Source organism: Nocardia sp. CA-129566 (assembly GCF_050956075.1).
Lineage (GTDB): Bacteria > Actinomycetota > Actinomycetes > Mycobacteriales > Mycobacteriaceae > Nocardia.
This window is the reverse complement of record NZ_CP192085.1, coordinates 6,612,691-6,633,444: the sequence shown is the minus strand read 5'-3', so window position 1 is coordinate 6,633,444 and position 20,754 is coordinate 6,612,691. Positions and strand designations below refer to the sequence as shown.

The following is a 20,754-nucleotide window of genomic DNA, read 5'->3' as shown; positions in this document are numbered from 1 at the left end:
GTCACAGTGCGCGACGCGTAGGCCGGAGCCGAGCGACAGCGAGGCGCAGGCATGAGCGTGCTCTTTGTTACCGGGACGTCGACGGAGGTCGGCAAGACCGTGGTGACGGCCGCCCTCGCCGCGGCCGCTCTGGCCGACGGTCGGACCGTGGCCGTGTGCAAACCGGCCCAAACCGGTGTCGGTCCGGGGGAACCCGGCGACCTCGCCGAAATCGAACGTCTGACCGGGGTGACGCGAACGGTGGAGCTGGCTCGCTATCCCGAGCCGCTGGCGCCGGATACCGCCGCGCGCCGCTGTGGACAGCGGCAGCTGACATTGAGTGAAACCGCCGCCGCCATCGACTCGCTGGCCGATGCCGACCTGACATTGGTGGAAGGCGCTGGCGGATTGCTGGTCCGTTTGGGCGAGTTCACGCTGCTCGACCTGGCGCAGAAGCTCGATGCGCCCGTGCTGCTCGTTGCCGCCGCCGGGCTCGGCACCCTCAACCACAGCGAATTGACCACGCGCACACTGTCTTCCGCGGGAGTCCGCTGTGCGGGTCTGGTGATCGGCTCTTGGCCCGCCGAACCGGATCTGGCCGCCGAATGCAACCGCATCGATCTGCCCCGGCTCACCGGCGTCGACCTGGTCGGTTCGGTGCCCGCGGGTGCGGGCCGCTGGGAGCGCGATCGCTTCGCCGCGGCGGCTCCCGGTTGGTTCACTCCGGGTTGGTCCCCGCTCGGCTGAGCGTTGAGACCGTTCGGATCCGGTGGCTCGAGTGTCGTTGCTCCGTGGCTTCCACTCGGATCGGACGACATGTGCAAGCGCCGCGGGCGACCGTGTATCGGCTGCTGCTCGATGCCGATGCGTGGCGCGTTGGCAGGTGCCGACCGGGATGACCAGCCAGGTGCACGAATTCGATCCGCGCGAGGGCGGCTCGGCAAGCTCGCCGCACTCGCGGAGACCGGCGAATTGCCCTGAGGCGCGCATCGAGCTATCGCACCGCATCGTCGGCGCGGCTCAATAGTGAAGCACGGCTCAATGGTGAAGGTGGGCATCGGATTCCACCCGCTCGAGCTGTTCGGGTTCCGCTCGACGCGCTCGGCCGCTCGTCGGGATCCGCTGGTTTGTCTGGCAGTACTGGCGAACCGTACCTACCCTGGGGAAGATGTCGCCGTTGGACGATCGGCACCCGTCCACCGTCTCGGACTGGGACGGCGCGCGACGGACGGCCCGGCTCCGGGAGACACGTCTCGGGCACCGATGGCAGACGTTGCGCCGAACCAGACAGGCGCTGCTGCGGGTCGCTGTGGTGTTGCTCGCTGGGCTGACCGTATTCGCCCAGTACTGGGAGTACGACGTGACCCCGGAACGGGATCGGCTCGCGCGCACCGAACCCGCGGTGCTGCCGATCGCCACGCCCGCGCACGAGCGCGATTGGGACACCGTCGTCGTCGATATGGTCGGTCTCGGCGGTCTGAATGCCAGCAATACCGCGGCCGCGCTGCCCGCGCTCAGCGAGATGGGTGTGGTCTGGGCGATCAAATACGACAATCAAGGCATTGATACCAAGGTGATCGCCGACCTGATCATCCGCGCAGCGCAGATGTCGGGTCTGAAGAACATCGTGCTGGTGGGGCACAGCATGGGCGGGGTCATCGCACTCGAGGTCGCCCGGCATATCCATACCGGCAGCGACCGGCGGCTGGTGGGGGTGCTACTGGATTGCACGCCGGTGGATCTGAACGCGGTGCGCCCGGAGAGCCGCGGCGCTGGTGAGGATATGGTGCGCTGGATGGGTTGGCTCCCCGGTGCACGCGAGAGCCGCACCCTGCGGCTGGCCGTCGAAACCTATGCGCGGCGAGACCGATTCATCGATCGCGGGCGCAACGGATTGCCCGGCGTCCGGCTGGAGCCATTGCGCGATGTCGTCGAGGAAGTGTTGCGCGAGAAGGTCTTTTCCCGCGATGCGGCCAGCAACGGTCTGATCGAGACACAGTTCCTGGCGATAGTCGCGGGCGGTGCGATCAACGACCTGCGCGCGCTGTCGCGTCCCGCCAATGGCAAACCGCGTCCGGCCATCGTGTTCATCCGTCCCCGGGATCCGGATAACGACCGGGTGGTCGATGTCGAGTATTCCCATCAGGTGCTCATCGAGCGGGTCGGCGGCGTGGACGGCACGCTGTTGGTCGTCATGCCGCGAAATACCGGGCATGCCAATCCGATGCAGCGGCCCGAGGCCTACAACCAGATCATCGACCAGCAGATCCTGCCGTTCATCGAGCGATATCAGCAGCGGGTGCGGGAGTCGGTCTCCTCGGCCGCGCCGCCCTGACACCCCGGCTCCGGAGTTGGAATCAGGCTAAGACAAACCGTATTCGCGCCGGTTTTGTCTTGCTTCAATGCCAGCATGCTTCGACCACGTACGCTCCTGACCGGCCTGCTCGGCCGCACAACCGCCAGTTTGCTCGCCGTGGCGGCCGTTGCGAGTCTGGGACTCACCGGCTGCGCGAGCGACGACAAGCCGGTCGGCAATGCCAACGCACCGTTGCCCACCGAAATCCCCGCGGGCACCAAACTCGTACTCGCCGATCAACAAGAGCGGTTCAAGTCGGTACTCCAGTTCTCCGGCGAACTCGACAAGTTGCCGTTCAAGGTGGAGTTCGCCAACTTCATTGGTGGACCTGCCATCCTGGAAGCCTTCCGTGCCGGTGCCGCCGATGTCGCGACGGTGGGCGATGTCCCGCCGATCCACGCGCAGGTGGCCGGGCAGGATGTGCCGATCATCGCGGCCTACCAGTCCAGCCCCAGCGCACTGAAACTCGCGGTGGCGCCGGGTAAGACGGCCACCACGCTGGCCGATCTGAAGGGTAAGAAGATCGCCTACGCGGAGGGCACCGCCCAACAGGCCGCAGTGCTGCGTGCGCTCGCCAAAGCCGGGCTGAAACCCGGTGATGTGCAACTGGTTCGGCTGCAGCTCGCGGAGTTCCTCGACGCGGTGCGTACCGGCCAGGTCGATATCGCGCCGCTGGTCGAACCGAATGTCACCCGGCTGTTGCGCACCCCGGGTACATCGCTGATTCCGGATTCGGAGACCACCGGCATCCACGGCGGCGTCGGCTACCTGTACGCGCGGCGCTCCGTGGTGACGGATCCGGCGAAGTCGGCGGCGACCCGGGCGCTGGTCGCCGCCTACATTCGCGCCTACCAGTGGGTCAATACGCACCAGGAAGAGTGGGCGCGTAGGTATTACGTCGAGAACCAGAAGGTCAGCGCCGATGACGCCAAGCGCATCGTCGACTCGCTCGGTACCTACACCTTCCCGCATCTGGATCAGCAGCTCGTCGATCGTCAGCAGGGCACCATCGATGCGATCGACAAGGCAGGTGAGCTGCCCAAGAAGGTGCGTGCCGCGGACGGTTTCGATCTGCGCTTCGACGCCGTCGTCACCCAGGCCGTCACCGAGAGCGGCGCGGCATTCGAACAGAAGGCGAAATAGCAATGGCCACCGTGGATGTCGGCGTACTCGGCCGGATCGGACGAACTTCGCGCACCGCGTCGGAGCCGGTGCTGGCCCGGCGCAAGCCGACTCGACCGCGCCTCGGTCCCGGCCGCGCGATCCCGTTCGGGATCGCTATCGGACCGGTACTGCTGATCGCGGCGTGGGTGCTCGGATCCGCCACGGGCGCACTGGATGAGCAGACGTTGCCCGCACCGTGGACGGTCGCCGAAACCGCACGGGATCTGCTCGCCGACGGCAGGCTGCAGTCGAATCTGGTCACCTCGCTGAAGCGCGCGGGCTGGGGTCTCGGGCTCGGTGTGGTTATCGGTGTGGTGCTCGCCTTGATCGCCGGGCTGAGCCGGATCGGGGAAGCCCTGCTGGACGGCCCGATCCAGATCAAACGCTCGATTCCGACGCTGGCGCTGATTCCGCTGTTCATCGTGTGGTTCGGCATCGGCGAGGAGATGAAGCTCATCGTCATCACGACCAGTGTCGCGATTCCGATCTACATCAATACCCACGCGCAACTGCGCGGCGTCGACAGCAGATATGTGGAATTGGCCGCGACGGTGGGGCTTTCGCGCTGGGGCTTCATCCGCCGGATAGCGCTGCCCGGTTCACTGCCCGGATTCTTCACCGGTCTGCGGCTGGCGGTCACTATTTCGTGGCTGGCGCTGGTCGTGGTCGAACAGGTCAATGCCACCAGCGGCATCGGCTATCTCATGACGCAGGCGCGCACCTACGGCCAGATCGACGTCATCGTCGTCGGCCTGGTGATCTACGGCCTGCTCGGACTGTTCGGCGATATCGCCGTGCGGGCGACGGAACGGAGGGCGCTGTCATGGCGGCAGACGATCGCGGACTGAGCGTGGTCCGGACCCGCGCGCTGCGCAGGGGTTTCGGCGATCGGGTGGTGCTGCACGGTGTCGACCTCGATATCGCGCGCGGTGAATTCGTCGCTCTGCTCGGGCGCAGCGGTTCGGGCAAGAGCACCCTGTTGCGCGCGCTGGCCGAGCTGGATCGCGATGTGCCGGGCTCCGGTGAGTTGCGGGTGCCCGCCGAACGCGCGGTCGTGTTCCAGGATTCGCGGCTGCTGCCGTGGCACCGGGTGCTGGACAATGTGACTCTCGGGTTGAAGGGGGCCGACGCCGCCGAGCGCGGCCGCACCGCCCTGGCCGAGGTCGGCCTGGCCGGACGGGAAAAGGCCTGGCCCAAGGAGCTTTCCGGCGGTGAGCAGCAGCGCGTCGCATTGGCGCGCTCGCTGGTTCGGGAGCCGGAGCTGCTACTGGCCGACGAACCCTTCGGCGCGCTGGACGCACTGACCCGCATCAGAATGCATGTGTTGCTGCAGGATCTGTGCGCCCGACACAAGCCCGCCGTCCTGCTGGTGACCCATGATGTCGACGAGGCGGTGCTGCTCGCCGACCGCGTGCTCGTCCTCGACGAGGGGCGCATCGCCGTCGACCAGCGCATCGACCTGGAACGTCCGCGCCGCCATGTCGATCCGGATTTCCACCGCCTGCGCGAACTGCTGCTGGCCAGCCTCGGCGTCGATGTCGCGGCCCTGCACGATGAGAAGAAAGCCTCATGACCCGCCAACTCAGCCTCAATGCGTTCATCTACCCCTCCGGACACCATGAGGCGGCCTGGCGGCATCCGCGGAGCCGACCCGACCGGATCTACGATGTCACCTACTACCAGGAGATCGGGCGCACCGCCGAGGCCGCCAAATTCGACGCGGTGTTCTTCGCCGACGGGCCCGCGCTGCGCACCAACGTCGAACACAACGCGGCATCCGGCCTGGAACCGATCACGCTGCTCACCGCGATCGCCACGGCCACAACGCATCTCGGACTCATCGCCACCGCGTCCACCACCTACTACGAGCCCTACAACCTGGCCAGACTGTTCTCCACACTGGATCACATCTCCGGTGGCCGGGCGGGCTGGAATATCGTCACCACCGGAACCGACCTCGCCGCGGCCAATTTCGGGCTCGACAAACATCCCGATCACCCGACGCGGTACGCGCGGGCCAGGGAGTTCGTCGACGCGGTCGTCGCGCTGTGGGACAGCTGGGAAGACGATGCGATCCTGCTGGACCAGCAGGCGGGCATCTACGCCGATCCGAACAAGATCCACCCGATCGACTTCGTCGGCGAATACCTCAGTGTGCGTGGGCCGTTCAATGCACCGCGCACACCGCAGGGGCATCCGGTGCTCGTGCAGGCGGGGGCGTCCAATGACGGCCGGGCATTCGCGGGCAAGTACGCCGAGGCCATCTTCACCGCGCATCAGCGGCTCGAGGACGCCCAGGCGTTCTACGCCGATATCAAGGCCAAGGCGGCCGAATTCGGCCGCGACGCCGATCAGGTCAAGATCCTGCCCGGTATCAGCCCGTTCATCGGCGATACCGAGGCGGCGGCCAAGCGACTCGAGCGGGAGTTCAATGAGCTCACCGTGCCCGAATACGGCCTGAAGCAGTTGGAGGGCATCGCGGGTCAGCGTCTGGGGCACCTGCCGCTGGATGAACCCGTACCGCTCGAATTGTTCAGTGACGCGGGCGATGTCACCGATAACGACCGCAGCCGTCGGCAGGTGGTGGCCGGGATCGTGCAGCGGGAACGGCCCACCGTGCGCGGGCTGCTGCACCGTCTTGCCGGTGCCCGTGGGCATCGGGTCTTCGCCGGTACTCCGGAACAGGTCGCCGACACGCTCGAGGAGTGGTTCCGCAATGGCGCCGCCGACGGTTTCAATGTGATGCCGCCGTACTACCCGGGCGGGCTGGAGGTCTTCGCCGAAACCGTGGTGCCGATTCTGCAGGAGCGCGGATTGTTCCGCACCGAATACACCGGGACCACCCTGCGCGACCACTTCGGCCTCACGCGCCCCGAGAGTCGGTTCGCCCGCCGACCGGCCTTCACCCGGTGAGCGCGGCGGTTACCGAGCCGGACTGTCATCGCGCTGTGAGCGCGGCGGTCGCCGAGCCGGATCGCCCATCGCGGCGGTCGGCGTTCGCGCTGTGAGTGAACAGATAGTCGACATCGACCGCGCCGCAACACCATCGGTTCGCCTGCGGGCGCTGGTGTGGACGGTGTTCCTGCCGGTGGTGCTGTACGGCATCGGGTCCGGCGCTGCGGCACCGATGTATGCGCTGCGGGCGCTGGATCTGGGGGCGTCGGCGGGGGTGGCGGGGATCATTGTCGCGCTGAGCGGGTTGGGGATGGTGCTGGCGGATCTGCCAGCCGGGCGGATCGTCGCGCGCATAGGGGAGCGTTCGGCGATCGCCCTCGGCTCGGGCCTCGGTCTGGTCGGGGTGCTGTGCGCGATCTTCGCGCCGCATGCCGGGGTGCTCGCGGTGGGTCTGCTGCTGAATGGAACCGCCAGCGCGGTATGGGGTTTGGCGCGTCAGTCCTACATTGTGGCCGTGGTGCCGCAGGCCGAGCGGGGCCGCGCGTTCTCGGCCCTGGCCGGAGCCTCGCGGTTCGGGTTGTTCTGCGGACCGTTCGCCGGGGCGGGACTGGTCTACCTGCTGGGGCCGACCGGTGCGCTGTGGCTGCAATTCGGTACAACCGTCATATCGGGTGCGGCGATGCTCGCCATTCGCTCGGCCGACGGCGATGCCGTCGATTCCGCAGACCACACACTCGGTTCGGTAGTCGTCGAGAACCGAAAGGTGCTCGGCACACTCGGCTTGGCGGCCCTGCTGATGGGGGGTGCGCGGGCGACCCGCGTCGCGCTACTCCCGCTGTGGGCCGCGCATATCGGCGTGAGCGCCGCCATCACGAGCCTGGTATTCGGCATCGCCGGGGCGATGGATGTGCTGCTGTCCTACCCGGGCGGCATCTGGCTCGATCGGTATGGCAGTCGCGCCACGGGAGTTCCATCGATGCTGTTGTTCGCGGCGGGGTTCGCGACTGTCCCGCTCACCTCGACAGCATTCGAACTCGCCGGTGTCGCAGTACTACTCGGCCTCGCCAACGGTGTGAGCAATGGCATCATCATGACCGTCGGCGCCGATGTCGCACCGCCGGGTCAGCGCGCCGAATTCCTCGGCGCTTGGCGGCTGACGCACGATACTGGCATGTTCGCTGGTCCGATCGCGGTGGGTCTGATCAGCGCCGCAACAGTTCTCGGTGCCTCTGCTCTCGTTCTCGCGGCGGCGGCATCCGCGGGCGCGATAGCCATGCACCGCTGGTTCCCCGGCGCTTACCCCATTGCGCTTCGGGCCGACCGCGCTGGCCGGGCACGTCCCGGGTAGGCGAGTAGCCGGTCACCCGCGTCGGCCGCCGGCCCCGATATCGCCCCCCTGGCCAAGGCGCCGAATTCCCGGGGTTTGTGGCGGGGCCAACCAACCTCGGCGCGGGAACGAACACACTCACGCAGTGGCCTGAGCGCCCGCACTCAGTCGCCCAATGTCAGCTGGCGCCGGATCATGATTTGCGTCTGCTGCATACCTGATGAGCGCGTCGTGCTCCTTGTGTGAGGCGCTCACTGGGTGTGCGGGATTCCGCATTGCTGGGCTTGGGGCGATGGGTGGTCGGGAATGTCAGTGCGGTGGTCGGGTGCGGCCGAGGTAGGCGAGTAGGCGGTCTGTTGGCGCGGCGGTCGGTGGTTCGATCGGGGGAGCGAAGAGGGGCCAGCGGTCCGCGACCGGGACCAGTTTTGGTGCCACATTGAGTAATTGGCGGGCGAGGCGATCCGGGATCGGCGGGGCGGCCGGGGCGGCGGCGGTGAGATCCCATGCGTGGATGGTGAGTTCGAGCGCGCCGACCGTGCCGAGGACTCGGGCCGATACCGGTTTGTCGAAGACCACGACCGATTCCGGACGCTCGTTCGCCCAGTCGCCGAGCAGGGCTTCGGCGCGACTGCGAATGTGCAGGGTACCGGCACAATTCGGCATCGGCGCGCCAGGTGTCAGTCGAACCTGCCCGCCCGCGAGGCCTTCGCGCAATGCGGCTATCGACTCGTCCACGTGCGCGAGCAGCGTGCGGGTATTCCAGCCCCGGCACGGTGTCGGTGCCGACAGGTCCGGGCCGATATCGGGCAGTACCGCGAGCAGATAGGCGACCGCCCGCTCGAGCAGGTCATCGGTCATGGCAGAACCGGCTCGCGCCGCGCGGTTTCGACCAGGGACGTGGGCAGGCCGAATGCCTCGAACAGCGCGGCGTCGTGGTAGGAGACGACATGCGAGATCCCGTCCGGGGTGGCGGTGAGCACATGCAGCGATTGCGCGTGTCCACGCAGATAGAACGCGAATCCGGGCTGGCCGTTCGCCGCGATCGCCACCATGCGGGCCTCGCCCGGCGCATACGGGCACTTGGCTGCGATCAGTTCGACGATCGTGCTGTCGCCGCGGAACCATTCGGCCATCGGCGGCATCTCCCAGACCGCATCCGACCGCAACAGTGTGATGAGCGTATCCATGTCGGCGGCCTCGAACGCCGCGGCGTATCGGTCCAACAGCGCACGGATTTCGGGATCGTCGGGCTCGGCCACCGGCTTGTCCGGACCCAGTTCATCGAGGGCGGCGTGTGCGCGTTGCAGCATGCTGTTGACCGCCGCCACACTGGTCCCGATCAGGTCCGCGACCTCGGCGGCCTTCCAGTGCAGCACATCTCGCAGAATCAGTACCGCGCGCTGGCGCGGCGGCAGATACTGCCATGCGGCGATGAGCGCCAGCCGCATATCGTCACGGGCCGCGACAATGGCGGCCGGATCCGACACCTCGGGTGCGATGAGCACGTCCGGCATCGGTTGCAGCCAGGGGATTTCGGGTGCGAAGCGCACGTGCTGCCTCGGATCGGCCGTCGGCCCGGACAATCCGGCGGGTAGCACCCGTCGACTGCTGTGCTCTAGTGCGTTGAGGCAGGCGTTCGTGGCGATCCGGTAGAGCCAGGTCCGCATCGAAGCACGGCCTTCGAAGTCACCGTAGGCGCGCCAGGCCCGCAACATCGTCTCCTGCACCAGATCCTCGGCGTCGTCGACCGAACCGAGCATCCGGTAGCAGTGGGCGAGCAGTTCGCGCCGATACGGCATCGTGCGGGCGGCGAATTCGTCGCTATCGGTCATCTGCTGTCCTTCCGGGTGCCCCGAAACATGTCCTTGTGAATACCGACCGCCGAACCGCCCGGAACTCATCGGCCTGCGGCGAAATCAATGCCGACGATGAGTTTCGGTCCTGTGCCGGTCGGTATCTGTGCGGGTTCGAAACCACCGGACCTGCCGAAACCCATAGGAAGGACCATCGTGAGCACACCGATTGTTTCGGCGGTGACCCAGCGCTGGGTGCTCGCACTCGGCGCGGTCGCCTCGCTGATGGCGGCACTGGACACCCTGGTCGTCAGCACGGCGCTCAGCACCATTCGCCACGACCTGGGAGCGTCGCTCGAGACGCTCGAATGGACCGTCAACGGATACAACCTCAGCTTCGCCGTCCTCTTGATGACCGCGGCCGTGCTCGGCGACCGCTTCGGACGCAAGCGGATGTTCACGGTCGGGCTCGGCATTTTCGTCGCCGCCTCGGCCGCGTGCGCGGTATCGACCTCGGTCACGACGCTGATCGCCGCGCGGGTGGCTCAGGGCGTCGGCGCGGCATTGATCATGAGTCTGGCGCTGGCCCTGGTCAGCGCGGCATTTCCACCGGAGCGGCGGGGTATGGCGATGGGTCTGCTGCAGGGCATAACCGGCCTCGCGGTCGCATGCGGTCCGCTGGTCGGCGGCGCCGTCGCGGAGGGGTTGTCCTGGCAGTGGATCTTCTGGCTGAACGTGCCGATCGGACTGGTCGCGATTCCACTGGTGGCGACCCGGGTTCCGGAGGGCTTCGGCCCCGACCACGCGGTGGACGGCATCGGATTGGCGCTGGTCACCGGTGGTGCGTTCGGTGTGGTGTGGGGCCTGGTGCGCGGCAATATCGCGAGCTGGTCCAGTTCGGAGGTGTTGGTCGCGCTGGTCGGCGGGATCGCCCTGCTGATCGCCTTCGCGGTCTGGGAGGCACGCGCGCGCGAGCCGATGTTCCCGATGCGGCTATTCGTGAATCGTGGCTTCGCGGCGGGCAATACCGCGATCTTCCTGACCTTCGCCGCCCTGTTCGGCGAGGTGTTCTTCTACGCGCAGTTCCTGCAGGCGGTGCTGCACTACGGTCCGCTCGGCGCCGGATTGCGGCTGCTGCCGTGGACTCTCACGCTGTTCTTCTGCGCCCCGCTCGCCGGTGCGCTGGCCGACCGGATCGGGGAGCGGCCGCTCATGGTGACCGGACTGGGATTGATGGCAGGCGGCATGTTCTGGATCGCGACGGTCGCCGATCCGGCAATGGCCTACGGCTCCTTGGTGATTCCGTTCATCGTCTCCGGCGTCGGCACCTCGATGGTGCTGCCGTCGGCGCAGAGTTCGGTTGTCGGCGCGGTGGAACACGCGATGCTCGGCAAGGCGGCCGGTGCCAACAGCATGATGCGCGAGCTGGGCGGAGTCTTCGGAATCGCCATCGCGGTAGCGGTTTTCGCCGGATCCGGTGGCTACGGCTCGGTGGACGAATTCACCGCCGGATTCGGCCCGGCGATCGAAGTCGGTGCGGCACTTGCGCTCCTGGGCGCGGTGGTGGCACTCGCGCTGCCCGGCCGTCGGGCGAGTGTTGCGGCCGCTGATCTGGAGGCGACGGCGGTGTCCGTCTGAATCCGGACCGGTCGTCCTCCGAATGTGGCCTCAGTGGTGATCTGCACACCCTTGTATCAGCTGCACTTGATACAAGGGTGTGCAATCGGTACTGACGTGGGTTCAACCCTGGGGAAGGCCGCGGTGCTCAACGCTGGGCCGAACACGCAGGAGTACGCCTGGCACCAAGGTCTGCGTCGACGCCGGACGTGCCCGGACTCAGCGCACGCGCGAGCCGAGCAGATGACGCACACCGCCGACGAACAACTGCAACCCGAAGTCGAAGCGTGCGGTCGCGTCCGTGGTGTCGTTGAGCGGTGAGGCGTCCTCGGTCAGCGCCCCGGCCGAATCCATTTGCATCCTGGACTGTTCGTCCACCGTCTGCCCGAGCACGTAGTACAGCAGCGTGTACGCCGCGAGTTCGGCCTCCGACCGCGGCATTCCGGCGCGGATCGCGGCCACCACGAGTCGTTCCCGGCCCTTGCTCGTGGTGAGCCGGGAGGCATAGGTCGCCGAGACCAATTCGGCCCCGTCGCGATATGCGAGCAGGCAGCTGCGCAGCCGATGCGCCAATTCGGTGATCTGGCCGGACCAATCCTCGGCCTCGATGGGATCCTCCATCGGCGCGAGTATCCGGTCGGCAACCGCGCCGAGCAGCGCCTGTTTATTGGGAAAGTGCCAGTACAGTGCGCCCGGCTGGACCTGGAGCGACCCGGCGAGCCTGCGCATGGTCAGGTCGGCGAGACCGTACTGGTCGAGAATGGCGATGGCGCCGTCGACCACGTCCGCCCGGTGCAGTTGCACGAGGTTCTCCTCCGCTGTATTCGATCGCGGCGTTCCCGCTGTCGCCTCCGGGCCCGTCGCTCATGCCGCGCGTGTTTTGACTCACTGTTACCGCTACCCTAGCCTGAACACCGTTCAAGTTGCACGGCCACCTCGGCCGGACGAAGGGATTCGTGCAGTGACCCAGGCACCCGTCCACACCGATATTCTGACGACCGCCCGCGAGCAGGTGCTCGAGCGCGGCGAAGGCCTGACCCAGGAGCAGACCCTCGAGGTGCTGCGGCTCGGCGACGACCGGCTAGAGGAGCTGCTGGCCCTGGCGCACGAGGTGCGCATGAAGTGGTGCGGTCCCGAGGTCGAGGTCGAGGGCATCATCAGCCTCAAGACCGGCGGCTGCCCCGAGGACTGCCACTTCTGCTCACAGTCGGGCCTGTTCCAGTCGCCCGTGCGTGCCGCCTGGCTCGATATCCCCAGCCTGGTCGAGGCCGCCAAGCAGACCGCCAAGACCGGTGCCACCGAATTCTGCATCGTCGCCGCCGTGCGCGGTCCGGACGAGCGGCTGATGGCGCAGGTCGCCGCCGGTGTCGAGGCCATTCGCAATGAGGTCGACATCCAGGTCGCGTGTTCACTCGGCATGCTCACCCAGGAACAGGTCGACCAGCTCGCCGCGATGGGCGTGCACCGCTACAACCACAACCTGGAGACCTCCCGCTCGCACTTCCCGAATGTCGTCACCACGCACACCTGGGAAGAGCGCTGGGACACCCTGCGCATGGTCCGCGAAGCGGGCATGGAGGTCTGCTGCGGCGGCATCCTCGGCATGGGCGAAACCCTGGAGCAGCGCGCGGAATTCGCGGCGAATCTGGCCGAGCTCGAACCGGACGAGGTGCCGTTGAACTTCCTCAACCCGCGTCCCGGTACCCCCTTCGGTGACCTAGAGGTGCTGCCCGCCGCCGACGCGCTGCGCGCCGTCGCCGCGTTCCGGCTCGCACTGCCGCGCACCATCCTGCGCTTCGCGGGCGGTCGCGAGATCACCCTCGGCGACCTCGGGGCCAAGCAGGGCATTCTCGGCGGCATCAATGCCGTCATCGTCGGCAACTACCTGACCACCCTGGGTCGGCCCGCCGAAGCTGATCTGGATCTGCTCGGCGAGCTCAAGATGCCGATCAAGGCCCTCAACGAAACGCTCTGATCCGCTGCCGAAACACTGAGTAGGCAAGCATCACGAAAGAGGCTGGCGCCGTGAGTACTGTCATGGATATGGACGAGCGCTACAACCCGTTCACCGGCAAACGCATTGTGCTGGGGCTCGACGATCCGGTCCCCGCCGCGGCGGCGCTCGGACTGGAACCGCCGCGCTTCTGCGAGCAGTGCGGCCGCCGGATGATCGTGCAGGTCAGCCCCGATGGTTGGTGGGCGAAGTGCTCGCGGCACGGAGTGCTGGACTCGAAGAATCTGGAACACCGCTAGTGGTGGCCGAATACGGCGATATCCAGATCGCGCCGCCCAGATCGGCCCGGCGGCTCGGTGTGCGCCGCGAATTGCGGGCCGCGGCCCTGATCGCGGTCGGTGCGTTGCTGCTCAGCGCGCTCGGCGGTGTGGTGTGGGCCTTTGTGGCGCCCACCCAGCAGTATCTGGTGGTCAAGGCGCGCGCCGGTGCGGTACCGGCCAAGGGCGCGACCCTGACCGGGGAGAGCGTGCACCAATTCGACGCACTGGCGATCTTCATCTGCATCGGCGCGGTGCTCGGGGTGCTCACCGCGGTCGGCTCGTGGCGCTGGCGTCGCGCGCGCGGGCCGCTGCTGCAGATCGGTCTGCTGATCGGCGCGGTGGCTGGCGCCTATGTCATGTCGAAGGTCGGCGAGCAGATCATGCGGTGGCAGCATCCGATGCCGTACGACCCGCCGGTCGGACAGATCGTGCGGTTGCCGGTGGAGGTCGGCAGCTGGCTGGCGTTGATCGTGCAGCCGCTGCTCGCCTCGCTGATCGTGCTGTTCCTTGCGGCCCTCAGTCCGTCGGAGGATCTGGGCACCGGCTCCAGCGGGCCGTTCGGCAATCGACGGCGATCCTCCTTCGCGACAAGCACATTCGAGTCGGTCAACAGTGCCGATCCTTATCGCGGCGCCGCGAACGGCGGGCCGATGCCCTACGGTGTGCCCTACAACGGCTTCGGACCGCCCGGCGAGGCCGGTTCGGGTCGCGCTCGCTGAACTAGTGTCCGAACCGTTGCCCGCGCGACGGCACAGTCGTATCGGAAAACCCTAGAATTATGGGATACGCTGTGCGTTCAGAGAGGAACGGATCGTGGCGTTCGTCGGTAGCGGGCCGGTCGTCGAGGAGCTCGACGCACAGTTCTGGCGAGTGGTCGAACCGCTCGTCTATCACGGTGCGACAGAGGAATTCGTAATCCCCGCGGGCTTCCGCACCGACTTCGCATCGGTGCCGAGGGCTCTGGTCTGGCTGGTGCCCCGCTACGGCATCTACACCCGGGCCGCCATCCTGCACGACTATCTGCGCAGTTCGAATGCGGTGAGTACGGCCGACGCCGACGGCATCTTCCGGCGCTGTCTGCGCGAGTTCCGCGTCTCGATACCGCGCCGCTACATGATGTGGGCCGCAGTGCGTTTGGGCAGTCGGCTGCGTGGCGCGAACCTCGGCGATATCGCACTGGTCGTGCTCATCGCCATTCCATCGTTCGGGTTTCTCGCGATCCCGGTGACCGTGGTGACGGTATTCCTACTGCTGTTCTGGTTCGTCGAGTTGGTGTTCTGGGGTTTCGGGCGGCTGTCCCGCCGAACGGCCGCACCGCCGCCCAAGCCGCAGATGAAGACGGCCTGAGCACGGCGGCCCCTTCGAAAGTTCCGGTCCGGACGCTCTTTTCAGCCTGCTAACTGCATGTTCGCATGCGGCCGGTGCACGTGTGCCGCTGGCCCGTCCTAATCTCGTTGCACGCCGGGGGGGTGTCGCTCCCGCCATCGGAAAGCGCAGGAGGACAGATGGATTCGGGTCATCGAGGTTCGCGGCTGCGACCGTCGCCGCGAACCGTTTTCTCGCAACAGTTCGCCGCGCTCTTCGAGGCCGCGGGCAATCCCACCTTGCGTCGGGTGGCTGCCGCCGCGCAGGCGCGGATGCGGGCCACGCGGGCACCTGGGCAGCAGGGCGGCGCATCGGTTCAGCGCATCAGCGATTGGAAGGCCGGGCGCAATGTGCCAGCACGCTTCGAATCCTTGCTGCCCGTACTGCTGACGCTGGTCGAGGAGGCGCGCAAGTCGAATGCGCCCGTGCCGGCCGCGCTGCTGGATGTGCAAGAGTGGCAACGGTTGTGGGCCGCGTCGAATGCGTGGGATCCGGCCGCCGATCCGGCCGAGTGCCCGTATCTCGGGCTCACCTCCTACGGCCGTGACGACGCCGAGTTGTTCTTCGGCCGCAGCAGGCCGACCGCGGAGCTGGCCGAATTGGTCCACACCACAGTGGGTCCCGAGGGACACGGCGGCATTGTGATGCTGGTCGGCGCCTCCGGTGCGGGCAAATCCTCGCTGCTCGCCGCGGGGTTGCTTCCGGCGCTGTCGAATCCGGTCGAGGAATGGGCGGTCGCGTCGATGACTCCGGGCAGCGCGCCCGTCGAGAAATGAACGAGGGCGCGACGTTGTACGACATCTCCGATCCGTCGACGCCCGAGCGTCTCGCCGAATTGCCGAGGACTCCATACGGGCCCGATTCACGCCTGATTCGAGATCGCAGCACGCAGTCGCCCGCATCTGCGATGTCGCTCGGGGCGTACTGAATCCGATGGTGTGGCGGGAACACCTGCCGCAGCTCGCGTATGCGCCGCCGTGCGGATGAAAATCGGTGGCCGCAGGTGCGGTGGCATGGCTACCGTTGACGGGCACGGCGAGCTGCGAATGGGAAGGAGGTGGCGATGAGCGAGGATATGTTGACCAGGCATGGGCAGGCAGTGCTGGTTCCGGAAGCATCCGGGGAGCGGCCGGATCTGGTGGCGTGGCGGCGGCGGAATGCGCTGCGGCGGTCCAGTGCCGCGCAGCCGATTCCCAGTAAGCGGCGGTACCGGCGGAATGTGAAGCATAAAGGTCGGGTGGGGGATTGAGGCCGATCCGGTAGTGCTGTCGGTTGACCCCGTTTTCGTATGTGGAGCATGCGGAGGCGGGGTTTTTCTATTGGTCCGGTCGGACAGGCACGTTGGCGCAGAGCCCAGAATCGGTCGACGAATTATCGGCACTGTCCCGGGACAGCGCAGCCGAGCCGACGCACGCTCGCATCATCGGCGCTCGGCCGCTCTTTCGGCCCGGATCATACGGTCGGGCGGATCGTTTGCCGGTCTGTGAACTCCAACTTCCGATGCCGCCATCGCAGCGCCCGCCCTCCCGACTTGGTTGGTCGGAACGGCACACACTCATGGTGATCGCCCCTGCCTCCGCAGCCGTTGGGCAAACGACATCTTGCGGTCTCAACGATGCCGGATAGCGTTCTGCCACACAGTGATCGATAGCCCGCATATCTCTCCGGTCCGGAAAGACGGGGCGGCCAGCCGCTTCCGGTCCGGACAACTCGTATCCGGCTGTGACCAGCCATATTCGGCGACTGTAAACGCTCGGCCGTTTCCTCGCGGCGCACCGATCCCTAGTGTCGAAGTCGTTCGAGCGATCGAACAGCGGGGGCGGACAGCCGATTTCGCCACCGCACAGCACGAAAGAACTTCAGCCGATCAGGGAGGGACGGCAAATGTTCTGGAAATCGCTAGTAATTGGGACCGGCCTGGTGGAGACGCGCTTCCCATCCAACTGGGTCGTCTGGATCCTGTGCTCCGGGCATCTGGGTGTGCCCGGCGGGCTGTCCGGGTAAAAGGGGAGTGCCCCGGTCACCGGCGATCGGGGCGCGCTCGGATGCCGTGGCCCCTATGGCAGTGGCCGCGGCACAGTCCGTTTCGTGCTCGGCGACCGGTTCGGGGGTTCCGGTCGCCGAATGGGGGCCGATCGCGGGGAGGCGATCGAGTGGGTCAGGCGGGTGGGCGGAATGCGGCGAATTCGTCGGTGACTCGGAGTTCGGAGTCGGTGAACCGATAGACCGCCGCGGGCCGTCCACCCGCCCGGCCGGGGGATGCGGTCGCGCCGGTCGGCGTGATCACCTTGCGGCGCGTGAGGACGCGCTGCAGATTCGTCGTATCGACCTCATAACCCAGTGCGGCGCAGTAGATTTCGCGCAGTGTCGACATGGTGAACCGCTCCGGTGCCAGGGCGAAGGCGATATTCGTGTAGGACAGTTTCGCCGCGAGTCGGGTGCGCGCGTGCTCGACAACGGTGCCGTGATCGAATGACATCAACGGCAGCATCGATACCGGATGCCATGCGGTATCGGACGGTAGCCTCGGGTCGGCGGTCAGCGGCACCAGGCCGAGATAGGCCGAGGCGATTCGGCGCGGCGCGGGGACCCGGTCCGGATTGCTGAATACCGACAGCTGCTCCAGATGTGCCAGCTCGCGCACATCGACTTTCTCGGCGAGCTGACGGCGGGCCGAGACATTGAGATCCTCGTCGTCGCGCAGGCGGCCGCCGGGCAGCGACCAGGTGCCCTTCTGCGGGTCGAGGGCGCGCTCCCATAGCAGCACCGCGAGTTCGGTCCGCTGACCGGGCGGACAGGGGCGAATCAGCTCATCGGTCACCCGCGCAGGGCTGCTACCTGCGCTGATGTCGTCGGGGAAGCGCCGAACCTGGAACACCGCGGTAAGCGTTTCGTGGATGGTGTTACTATGGGGCACGTTTTCGATTATAAGTCGAAAACCTGGTTTGGGTGTGAATCGGCTGCCATGTGAACAGGCACAAGCTCCGATCGCACGAGGAGAGGAGCCATCATGGCGACGATGGGTGCGAAGCTGGCGCCCCCGCTGATGGGGCAGGTATTCGACGGTCCGACCGGATTCGCCGGTGTCGAGGCCACGCCGGAGTGGGCGGCCGAGATCAAGCGACTCGCCAGGGAGCGCAACGCGACGATTCTCGCGCACAACTATCAGTTGCCCGAGATCCAGGATGTCGCCGACCACGTCGGTGATTCGCTGGCGCTGTCCCGCATCGCGGCCGAGGCCCCCGAGGACACCATCGTGTTCTGTGGCGTGCACTTCATGGCCGAGACGGCCAAGATCCTCAGCCCCGAGAAGACGGTGCTCATCCCGGATCAGCGCGCCGGTTGTTCGCTGGCCGATTCCATCACCGCCGACGAACTGCGCGCCTGGAAGGCCGAGTTCCCGAATGCGGTCGTCGTCTCCTACGTGAACACCACGGCCGCGGTGAAGGCGCTCACCGATATCTGCTGCACCTCGTCGAACGCCGTCGATGTCGTCGCCTCCATCGACCCCGACCGTGAGGTGCTGTTCCTGCCGGACCAGTTCCTCGGCGCGCACGTCAAGCGCGTCACCGGCCGCGAGAATATGCACATCTGGGCGGGCGAATGCCACGTGCACGCCGGAATCAACGGTGATGAGCTGACCGAGCAGGCCCGCACCCATCCGGATGCCGAACTGTTCGTGCACCCCGAATGCGGTTGCGCCACTTCGGCGTTGTACCTCGCGGGCGAGGGCTCGTTCCCGGCCGACCGGGTGCACATTCTGTCCACCGGCGGCATGATCGATGCCGCGCGGGCCGCGAAATCGAACCAGGTTCTCGTGGCCACCGAGGTCGGTATGCTGCACCAGCTGCGAAAGGCCGCGCCCGGCATCGACTTCCAGGCCGTCAACGACCGCGCGTCCTGCAAGTACATGAAGATGATCACCCCGGCGGCGCTGCTCCGCTCGCTCGTCGAGAACACCGATGAGGTGCACGTCGACCTGGAAACGGCTGCGCTGGCCCGCAATTCGGTGCAGCGGATGATCGAAATCGGCAACCCGGACGGTGGCGAATGAGCGCGCCCGGGTGTGAACGGAGTGCGGTATGCGCACTCGTCCGGAGTGGCGGTGCGCAATGACCGCCGAGGCGGCCGGTAGCGCCGCCTTCGGTGTCGACCGGACGCCGTTGCTCGTTGAGAAGGGCAGGGGCGCATGAGCACCGCGCCGCGGATCGACTGGGAAGCCGAGGCCGATCTGGTGGTGGTCGGCGGCGGCGTCGCCGGGTTGACCGCGGCACGCACGGCGTCGCTGCGCGGGTTGCGAGTGCTGATCCTCAGCAAGGGCGGGCCGATGGATACCGCGACCCAGTACGCCCAGGGCGGTATCGCCGTCGTCGCGCCACATGAGGATTCGGTGGAATCGCATGTGCGCGACACCGTCGAGGCCGGTGCGGGGCTGTGCGATGAGTCGGCGGTGCGATCGATCGTGGCCGGCGGTCAAGCCGCCGTGGCCGCGCTGACCGATCTCGGCGCCGTCTTCGATCTCGGTCGGGACGGCCAGATTTCGCGTACCCGTGAGGGCGGGCACAGCACGCGGCGGATCATCCATGCCGGAGGCGATGCCACCGGCGCCGAGGTGCAGCGCGCGCTGAACGCGGCCGGACTGCCGGTCCTGTTCGGTGCCGCCGCATTGGAGATCGTCACCGGCCGGGCCGGAGTGCAGGGCGTGATCGCGGTGTCGGAGAACGGATTCGGGGTCGTGCACGCACCGGCAGTGCTGCTGGCCACCGGCGGGCTCGGCCAGCTGTACGCGCTGAGCACGAATCCGCCGGGTGCGACCGCCGACGGCATCGCGCTGGCGCTGTGGGCCGGTGCGACGGTGGCCGATCTGGAATTCGTGCAATTCCATCCCACGGTCCTCTACACCCCGGGTGGGCGCGGCCGCAGGCCGTTGATCAGCGAGGCAGTGCGCGGCGAGGGCGCGACGCTGGTGGATTCCGAAGGGAATGCGGTGACGGCGGGTGTGCACCCCCGTGGCGATCTGGCACCCCGCGATGTGGTGTCGCGTGCCATCGCCGCACGGATGCGTGCGCTCGGCACCGATCACGTCTACCTCGATGCCCGTGCGATCGACGGCTTCCCGCAACGTTTTCCGACGATCACCGCGTCCTGCCTGGCCGCGGGGCTCGACCCGCGCACCGATCTCATCCCGGTCGCGCCGGCGGCGCACTATCAGTGCGGCGGAATCGTCACCGATACCCACGGCCGGACCGCGGTTCCCGGTCTGTACGCCGCGGGTGAGGTGGCGCGCACCGGCCTGCACGGGGCCAACCGACTGGCCTCGAACAGTCTGCTCGAGGGTCTGGTGGTCGGCGAACGGGCCGGGGTGGCCGCGGCCGAACGGCTCGGCGAGGACGCGCATGTGACGGAGGTGTCCTTCCACACCGTGCCGCGTGCCGCGCGCGCCCTGGTGCAGCAGTCGATGACATCGCACGCCTCGGTGGTTCGCGATGCCGCCGGGCTCGCGGAGGCGGCGGTGCGATTGCGAGATGCGGTATCGCACAGTGCCGCGACCCGACTGCGTGCCGAGTTGACCGGTGCCGCTCATCGCATCGCCGGAACGACGGGCACGGCGCCAAGCGATATCGCCGCGCTACACGGCGCTGAAGCACCGAATGGGACCGGAGCCGAGTACAGCGCCGGGGATGTGAACAGTACGGCTGCGGCACAGCGCATCACCGCATTCGAGGACGCCGCCCTCACCCTCACCGCGCAGGTGCTCCTACTGTCCGCGGCGGCCCGCACCGAAAGCCGCGGCTGCCATACCCGCTCCGATCATCCGAGTTCCGACGAACACCAACGCCACAGCCGCGCAGTGCGTCTGGGCCCCGAAGGTCATCCCGTCCCGGCGCCCGATGGCCTCGATCTCGGCGACTGGACCCAAGATGCCATCCCGAGCGCCTCATGACGCTCGAATTAGCGGGTGGGACATGGTTGCGGCAACGCAG

General features: G+C 67.3%; 20 protein-coding genes. 16 read left to right on the top strand and 4 right to left on the bottom strand.

The window, feature by feature from the left end; translation table 11 throughout:
• Positions 1-51: 51 nt before the first annotated feature.
• From bioD to ACQP0C_RS29125, 7 genes are all read left to right on the top strand, one after another.
• Entirely contained in the window at positions 52-726 is a 675-nt protein-coding gene (gene bioD / locus ACQP0C_RS29155; RefSeq protein WP_433725050.1) for a dethiobiotin synthase, read from the top strand.
• Positions 727-1,147: 421 nt separating this feature from the next.
• Positions 1,148-2,314, top strand: a complete 1,167-nt coding sequence (locus ACQP0C_RS29150) for an alpha/beta fold hydrolase (protein WP_433725048.1) — start codon at positions 1,148-1,150, stop codon at positions 2,312-2,314.
• A gap of 75 nt (positions 2,315-2,389) precedes the next feature.
• Positions 2,390-3,478 carry an ABC transporter substrate-binding protein gene (locus tag ACQP0C_RS29145; protein ID WP_433725046.1) on the top strand — a complete coding sequence of 363 codons (1,089 nt, stop codon included), beginning with the start codon at positions 2,390-2,392 and terminating at the stop codon, positions 3,476-3,478.
• Between the two features lie 2 nt (positions 3,479-3,480).
• Entirely contained in the window at positions 3,481-4,347 is an 867-nt protein-coding gene (locus ACQP0C_RS29140) for an ABC transporter permease (RefSeq protein ID WP_433725044.1), read from the top strand.
• Positions 4,323-5,072 (top strand): ABC transporter ATP-binding protein, encoded by a 750-nt coding sequence (locus ACQP0C_RS29135; protein ID WP_433725042.1) that lies wholly within the window; start codon positions 4,323-4,325, stop codon positions 5,070-5,072. Before ACQP0C_RS29140 ends, ACQP0C_RS29135 begins: the two co-directional genes overlap by 25 nt.
• Complete coding sequence (locus ACQP0C_RS29130; protein WP_433725040.1) at positions 5,069-6,412, top strand: LLM class flavin-dependent oxidoreductase; 1,344 nt, start codon at positions 5,069-5,071, stop codon at positions 6,410-6,412. Before ACQP0C_RS29135 ends, ACQP0C_RS29130 begins: the two co-directional genes overlap by 4 nt.
• A gap of 91 nt (positions 6,413-6,503) precedes the next feature.
• Positions 6,504-7,742, top strand: a complete 1,239-nt coding sequence (locus ACQP0C_RS29125; protein WP_433725038.1) for an MFS transporter — start codon at positions 6,504-6,506, stop codon at positions 7,740-7,742.
• Between the two features lie 288 nt (positions 7,743-8,030).
• On the opposite strand, the gene ACQP0C_RS29120 is transcribed toward ACQP0C_RS29125, so the two are convergent.
• Together ACQP0C_RS29120 and ACQP0C_RS29115 are read right to left on the bottom strand one after the other, a co-directional pair.
• Positions 8,031-8,579 (bottom strand): maleylpyruvate isomerase family mycothiol-dependent enzyme, encoded by a 549-nt coding sequence (locus ACQP0C_RS29120; protein ID WP_433725036.1) that lies wholly within the window; start codon positions 8,577-8,579, stop codon positions 8,031-8,033.
• Positions 8,576-9,553, bottom strand: a complete 978-nt coding sequence (locus tag ACQP0C_RS29115) for a sigma-70 family RNA polymerase sigma factor (RefSeq protein ID WP_433725034.1) — start codon at positions 9,551-9,553, stop codon at positions 8,576-8,578. Before ACQP0C_RS29115 ends, ACQP0C_RS29120 begins: the two co-directional genes overlap by 4 nt.
• Positions 9,554-9,730: 177 nt before the next feature.
• Here ACQP0C_RS29115 and ACQP0C_RS29110 point away from each other — a divergent pair, with 177 nt between their 5' ends.
• Entirely contained in the window at positions 9,731-11,152 is a 1,422-nt protein-coding gene (locus ACQP0C_RS29110; protein WP_433725032.1) for a DHA2 family efflux MFS transporter permease subunit, read from the top strand.
• Positions 11,153-11,350: 198 nt separating this feature from the next.
• On the opposite strand, the gene ACQP0C_RS29105 is transcribed toward ACQP0C_RS29110, so the two are convergent.
• Positions 11,351-11,935 carry a TetR/AcrR family transcriptional regulator C-terminal domain-containing protein gene (locus ACQP0C_RS29105; RefSeq protein WP_354957061.1) on the bottom strand — a complete coding sequence of 195 codons (585 nt, stop codon included), beginning with the start codon at positions 11,933-11,935 and terminating at the stop codon, positions 11,351-11,353.
• 157 nt (positions 11,936-12,092) lie between these two features.
• On the opposite strand from ACQP0C_RS29105, the gene bioB reads away from it, so the two are divergent.
• From bioB to ACQP0C_RS29075, 6 genes are all read left to right on the top strand, one after another.
• The gene (gene bioB / locus ACQP0C_RS29100) at positions 12,093-13,106 is read left to right on the top strand and encodes a biotin synthase BioB (RefSeq protein ID WP_433725030.1); all 1,014 of its coding nucleotides are present in this window, start codon (positions 12,093-12,095) and stop codon (positions 13,104-13,106) included.
• 62 nt (positions 13,107-13,168) lie between these two features.
• Positions 13,169-13,384 carry a hypothetical protein gene (locus ACQP0C_RS29095; RefSeq protein ID WP_433734686.1) on the top strand — a complete coding sequence of 72 codons (216 nt, stop codon included), beginning with the start codon at positions 13,169-13,171 and terminating at the stop codon, positions 13,382-13,384.
• A 2-nt stretch (positions 13,385-13,386) separates the two neighbouring features.
• On the top strand, positions 13,387-14,124 hold the full coding sequence (locus tag ACQP0C_RS29090; RefSeq protein WP_433725028.1) for a DUF2567 domain-containing protein: 738 nt from the start codon (positions 13,387-13,389) through the stop codon (positions 14,122-14,124).
• Between the two features lie 94 nt (positions 14,125-14,218).
• Positions 14,219-14,752: a DUF1353 domain-containing protein gene (locus ACQP0C_RS29085; RefSeq protein ID WP_433725026.1), complete on the top strand. Its 534-nt coding sequence runs from the start codon at positions 14,219-14,221 to the stop codon at positions 14,750-14,752.
• 158 nt (positions 14,753-14,910) lie between these two features.
• Positions 14,911-15,546 carry a hypothetical protein gene (locus ACQP0C_RS29080; RefSeq protein WP_433725024.1) on the top strand — a complete coding sequence of 212 codons (636 nt, stop codon included), beginning with the start codon at positions 14,911-14,913 and terminating at the stop codon, positions 15,544-15,546.
• Positions 15,547-15,833: 287 nt separating this feature from the next.
• A complete protein-coding gene (locus ACQP0C_RS29075) occupies positions 15,834-16,019 on the top strand; it encodes a hypothetical protein (protein ID WP_433679451.1) in 186 nt (61 codons plus the stop codon).
• A 909-nt stretch (positions 16,020-16,928) separates the two neighbouring features.
• Here ACQP0C_RS29075 and ACQP0C_RS29070 read toward each other — a convergent pair.
• Positions 16,929-17,687: an NUDIX hydrolase gene (locus tag ACQP0C_RS29070; protein WP_433725022.1), complete on the bottom strand. Its 759-nt coding sequence runs from the start codon at positions 17,685-17,687 to the stop codon at positions 16,929-16,931.
• A gap of 93 nt (positions 17,688-17,780) precedes the next feature.
• Between ACQP0C_RS29070 and nadA the strand changes: the two genes are divergently transcribed.
• Together nadA and ACQP0C_RS29060 are read left to right on the top strand one after the other, a co-directional pair.
• Complete coding sequence (gene nadA / locus ACQP0C_RS29065) at positions 17,781-18,824, top strand: quinolinate synthase NadA (protein ID WP_433725020.1); 1,044 nt, start codon at positions 17,781-17,783, stop codon at positions 18,822-18,824.
• A gap of 135 nt (positions 18,825-18,959) precedes the next feature.
• Complete coding sequence (locus ACQP0C_RS29060; protein ID WP_433725018.1) at positions 18,960-20,714, top strand: L-aspartate oxidase; 1,755 nt, start codon at positions 18,960-18,962, stop codon at positions 20,712-20,714.
• The last annotated feature ends 40 nt before the right edge of the window (positions 20,715-20,754 follow it).

Bases quoted from the DNA above. Each gene is read 5' to 3' on its own strand.
- bioD (WP_433725050.1), top strand. From the start codon at position 52: ATGAGCGTGCTCTTTGTTACCGGGACGTCGACGGAGGTCGGCAAGACC.
- ACQP0C_RS29150 (WP_433725048.1), top strand. From the start codon at position 1,148: ATGTCGCCGTTGGACGATCGGCACCCGTCCACCGTCTCGGACTGGGAC.
- ACQP0C_RS29145 (WP_433725046.1), top strand. From the start codon at position 2,390: ATGCTTCGACCACGTACGCTCCTGACCGGCCTGCTCGGCCGCACAACC.
- ACQP0C_RS29140 (WP_433725044.1), top strand. From the start codon at position 3,481: ATGGCCACCGTGGATGTCGGCGTACTCGGCCGGATCGGACGAACTTCG.
- ACQP0C_RS29135 (WP_433725042.1), top strand. From the start codon at position 4,323: ATGGCGGCAGACGATCGCGGACTGAGCGTGGTCCGGACCCGCGCGCTG.
- ACQP0C_RS29130 (WP_433725040.1), top strand. From the start codon at position 5,069: ATGACCCGCCAACTCAGCCTCAATGCGTTCATCTACCCCTCCGGACAC.
- ACQP0C_RS29120 (WP_433725036.1), bottom strand. From the start codon at position 8,579: ATGACCGATGACCTGCTCGAGCGGGCGGTCGCCTATCTGCTCGCGGTA.
- ACQP0C_RS29115 (WP_433725034.1), bottom strand. From the start codon at position 9,553: ATGACCGATAGCGACGAATTCGCCGCCCGCACGATGCCGTATCGGCGC.
- ACQP0C_RS29095 (WP_433734686.1), top strand. From the start codon at position 13,169: ATGGATATGGACGAGCGCTACAACCCGTTCACCGGCAAACGCATTGTG.
- ACQP0C_RS29080 (WP_433725024.1), top strand. From the start codon at position 14,911: ATGGATTCGGGTCATCGAGGTTCGCGGCTGCGACCGTCGCCGCGAACC.
- ACQP0C_RS29075 (WP_433679451.1), top strand. From the start codon at position 15,834: ATGAGCGAGGATATGTTGACCAGGCATGGGCAGGCAGTGCTGGTTCCG.
- nadA (WP_433725020.1), top strand. From the start codon at position 17,781: ATGGCGACGATGGGTGCGAAGCTGGCGCCCCCGCTGATGGGGCAGGTA.
- ACQP0C_RS29060 (WP_433725018.1), top strand. From the start codon at position 18,960: ATGAGCACCGCGCCGCGGATCGACTGGGAAGCCGAGGCCGATCTGGTG.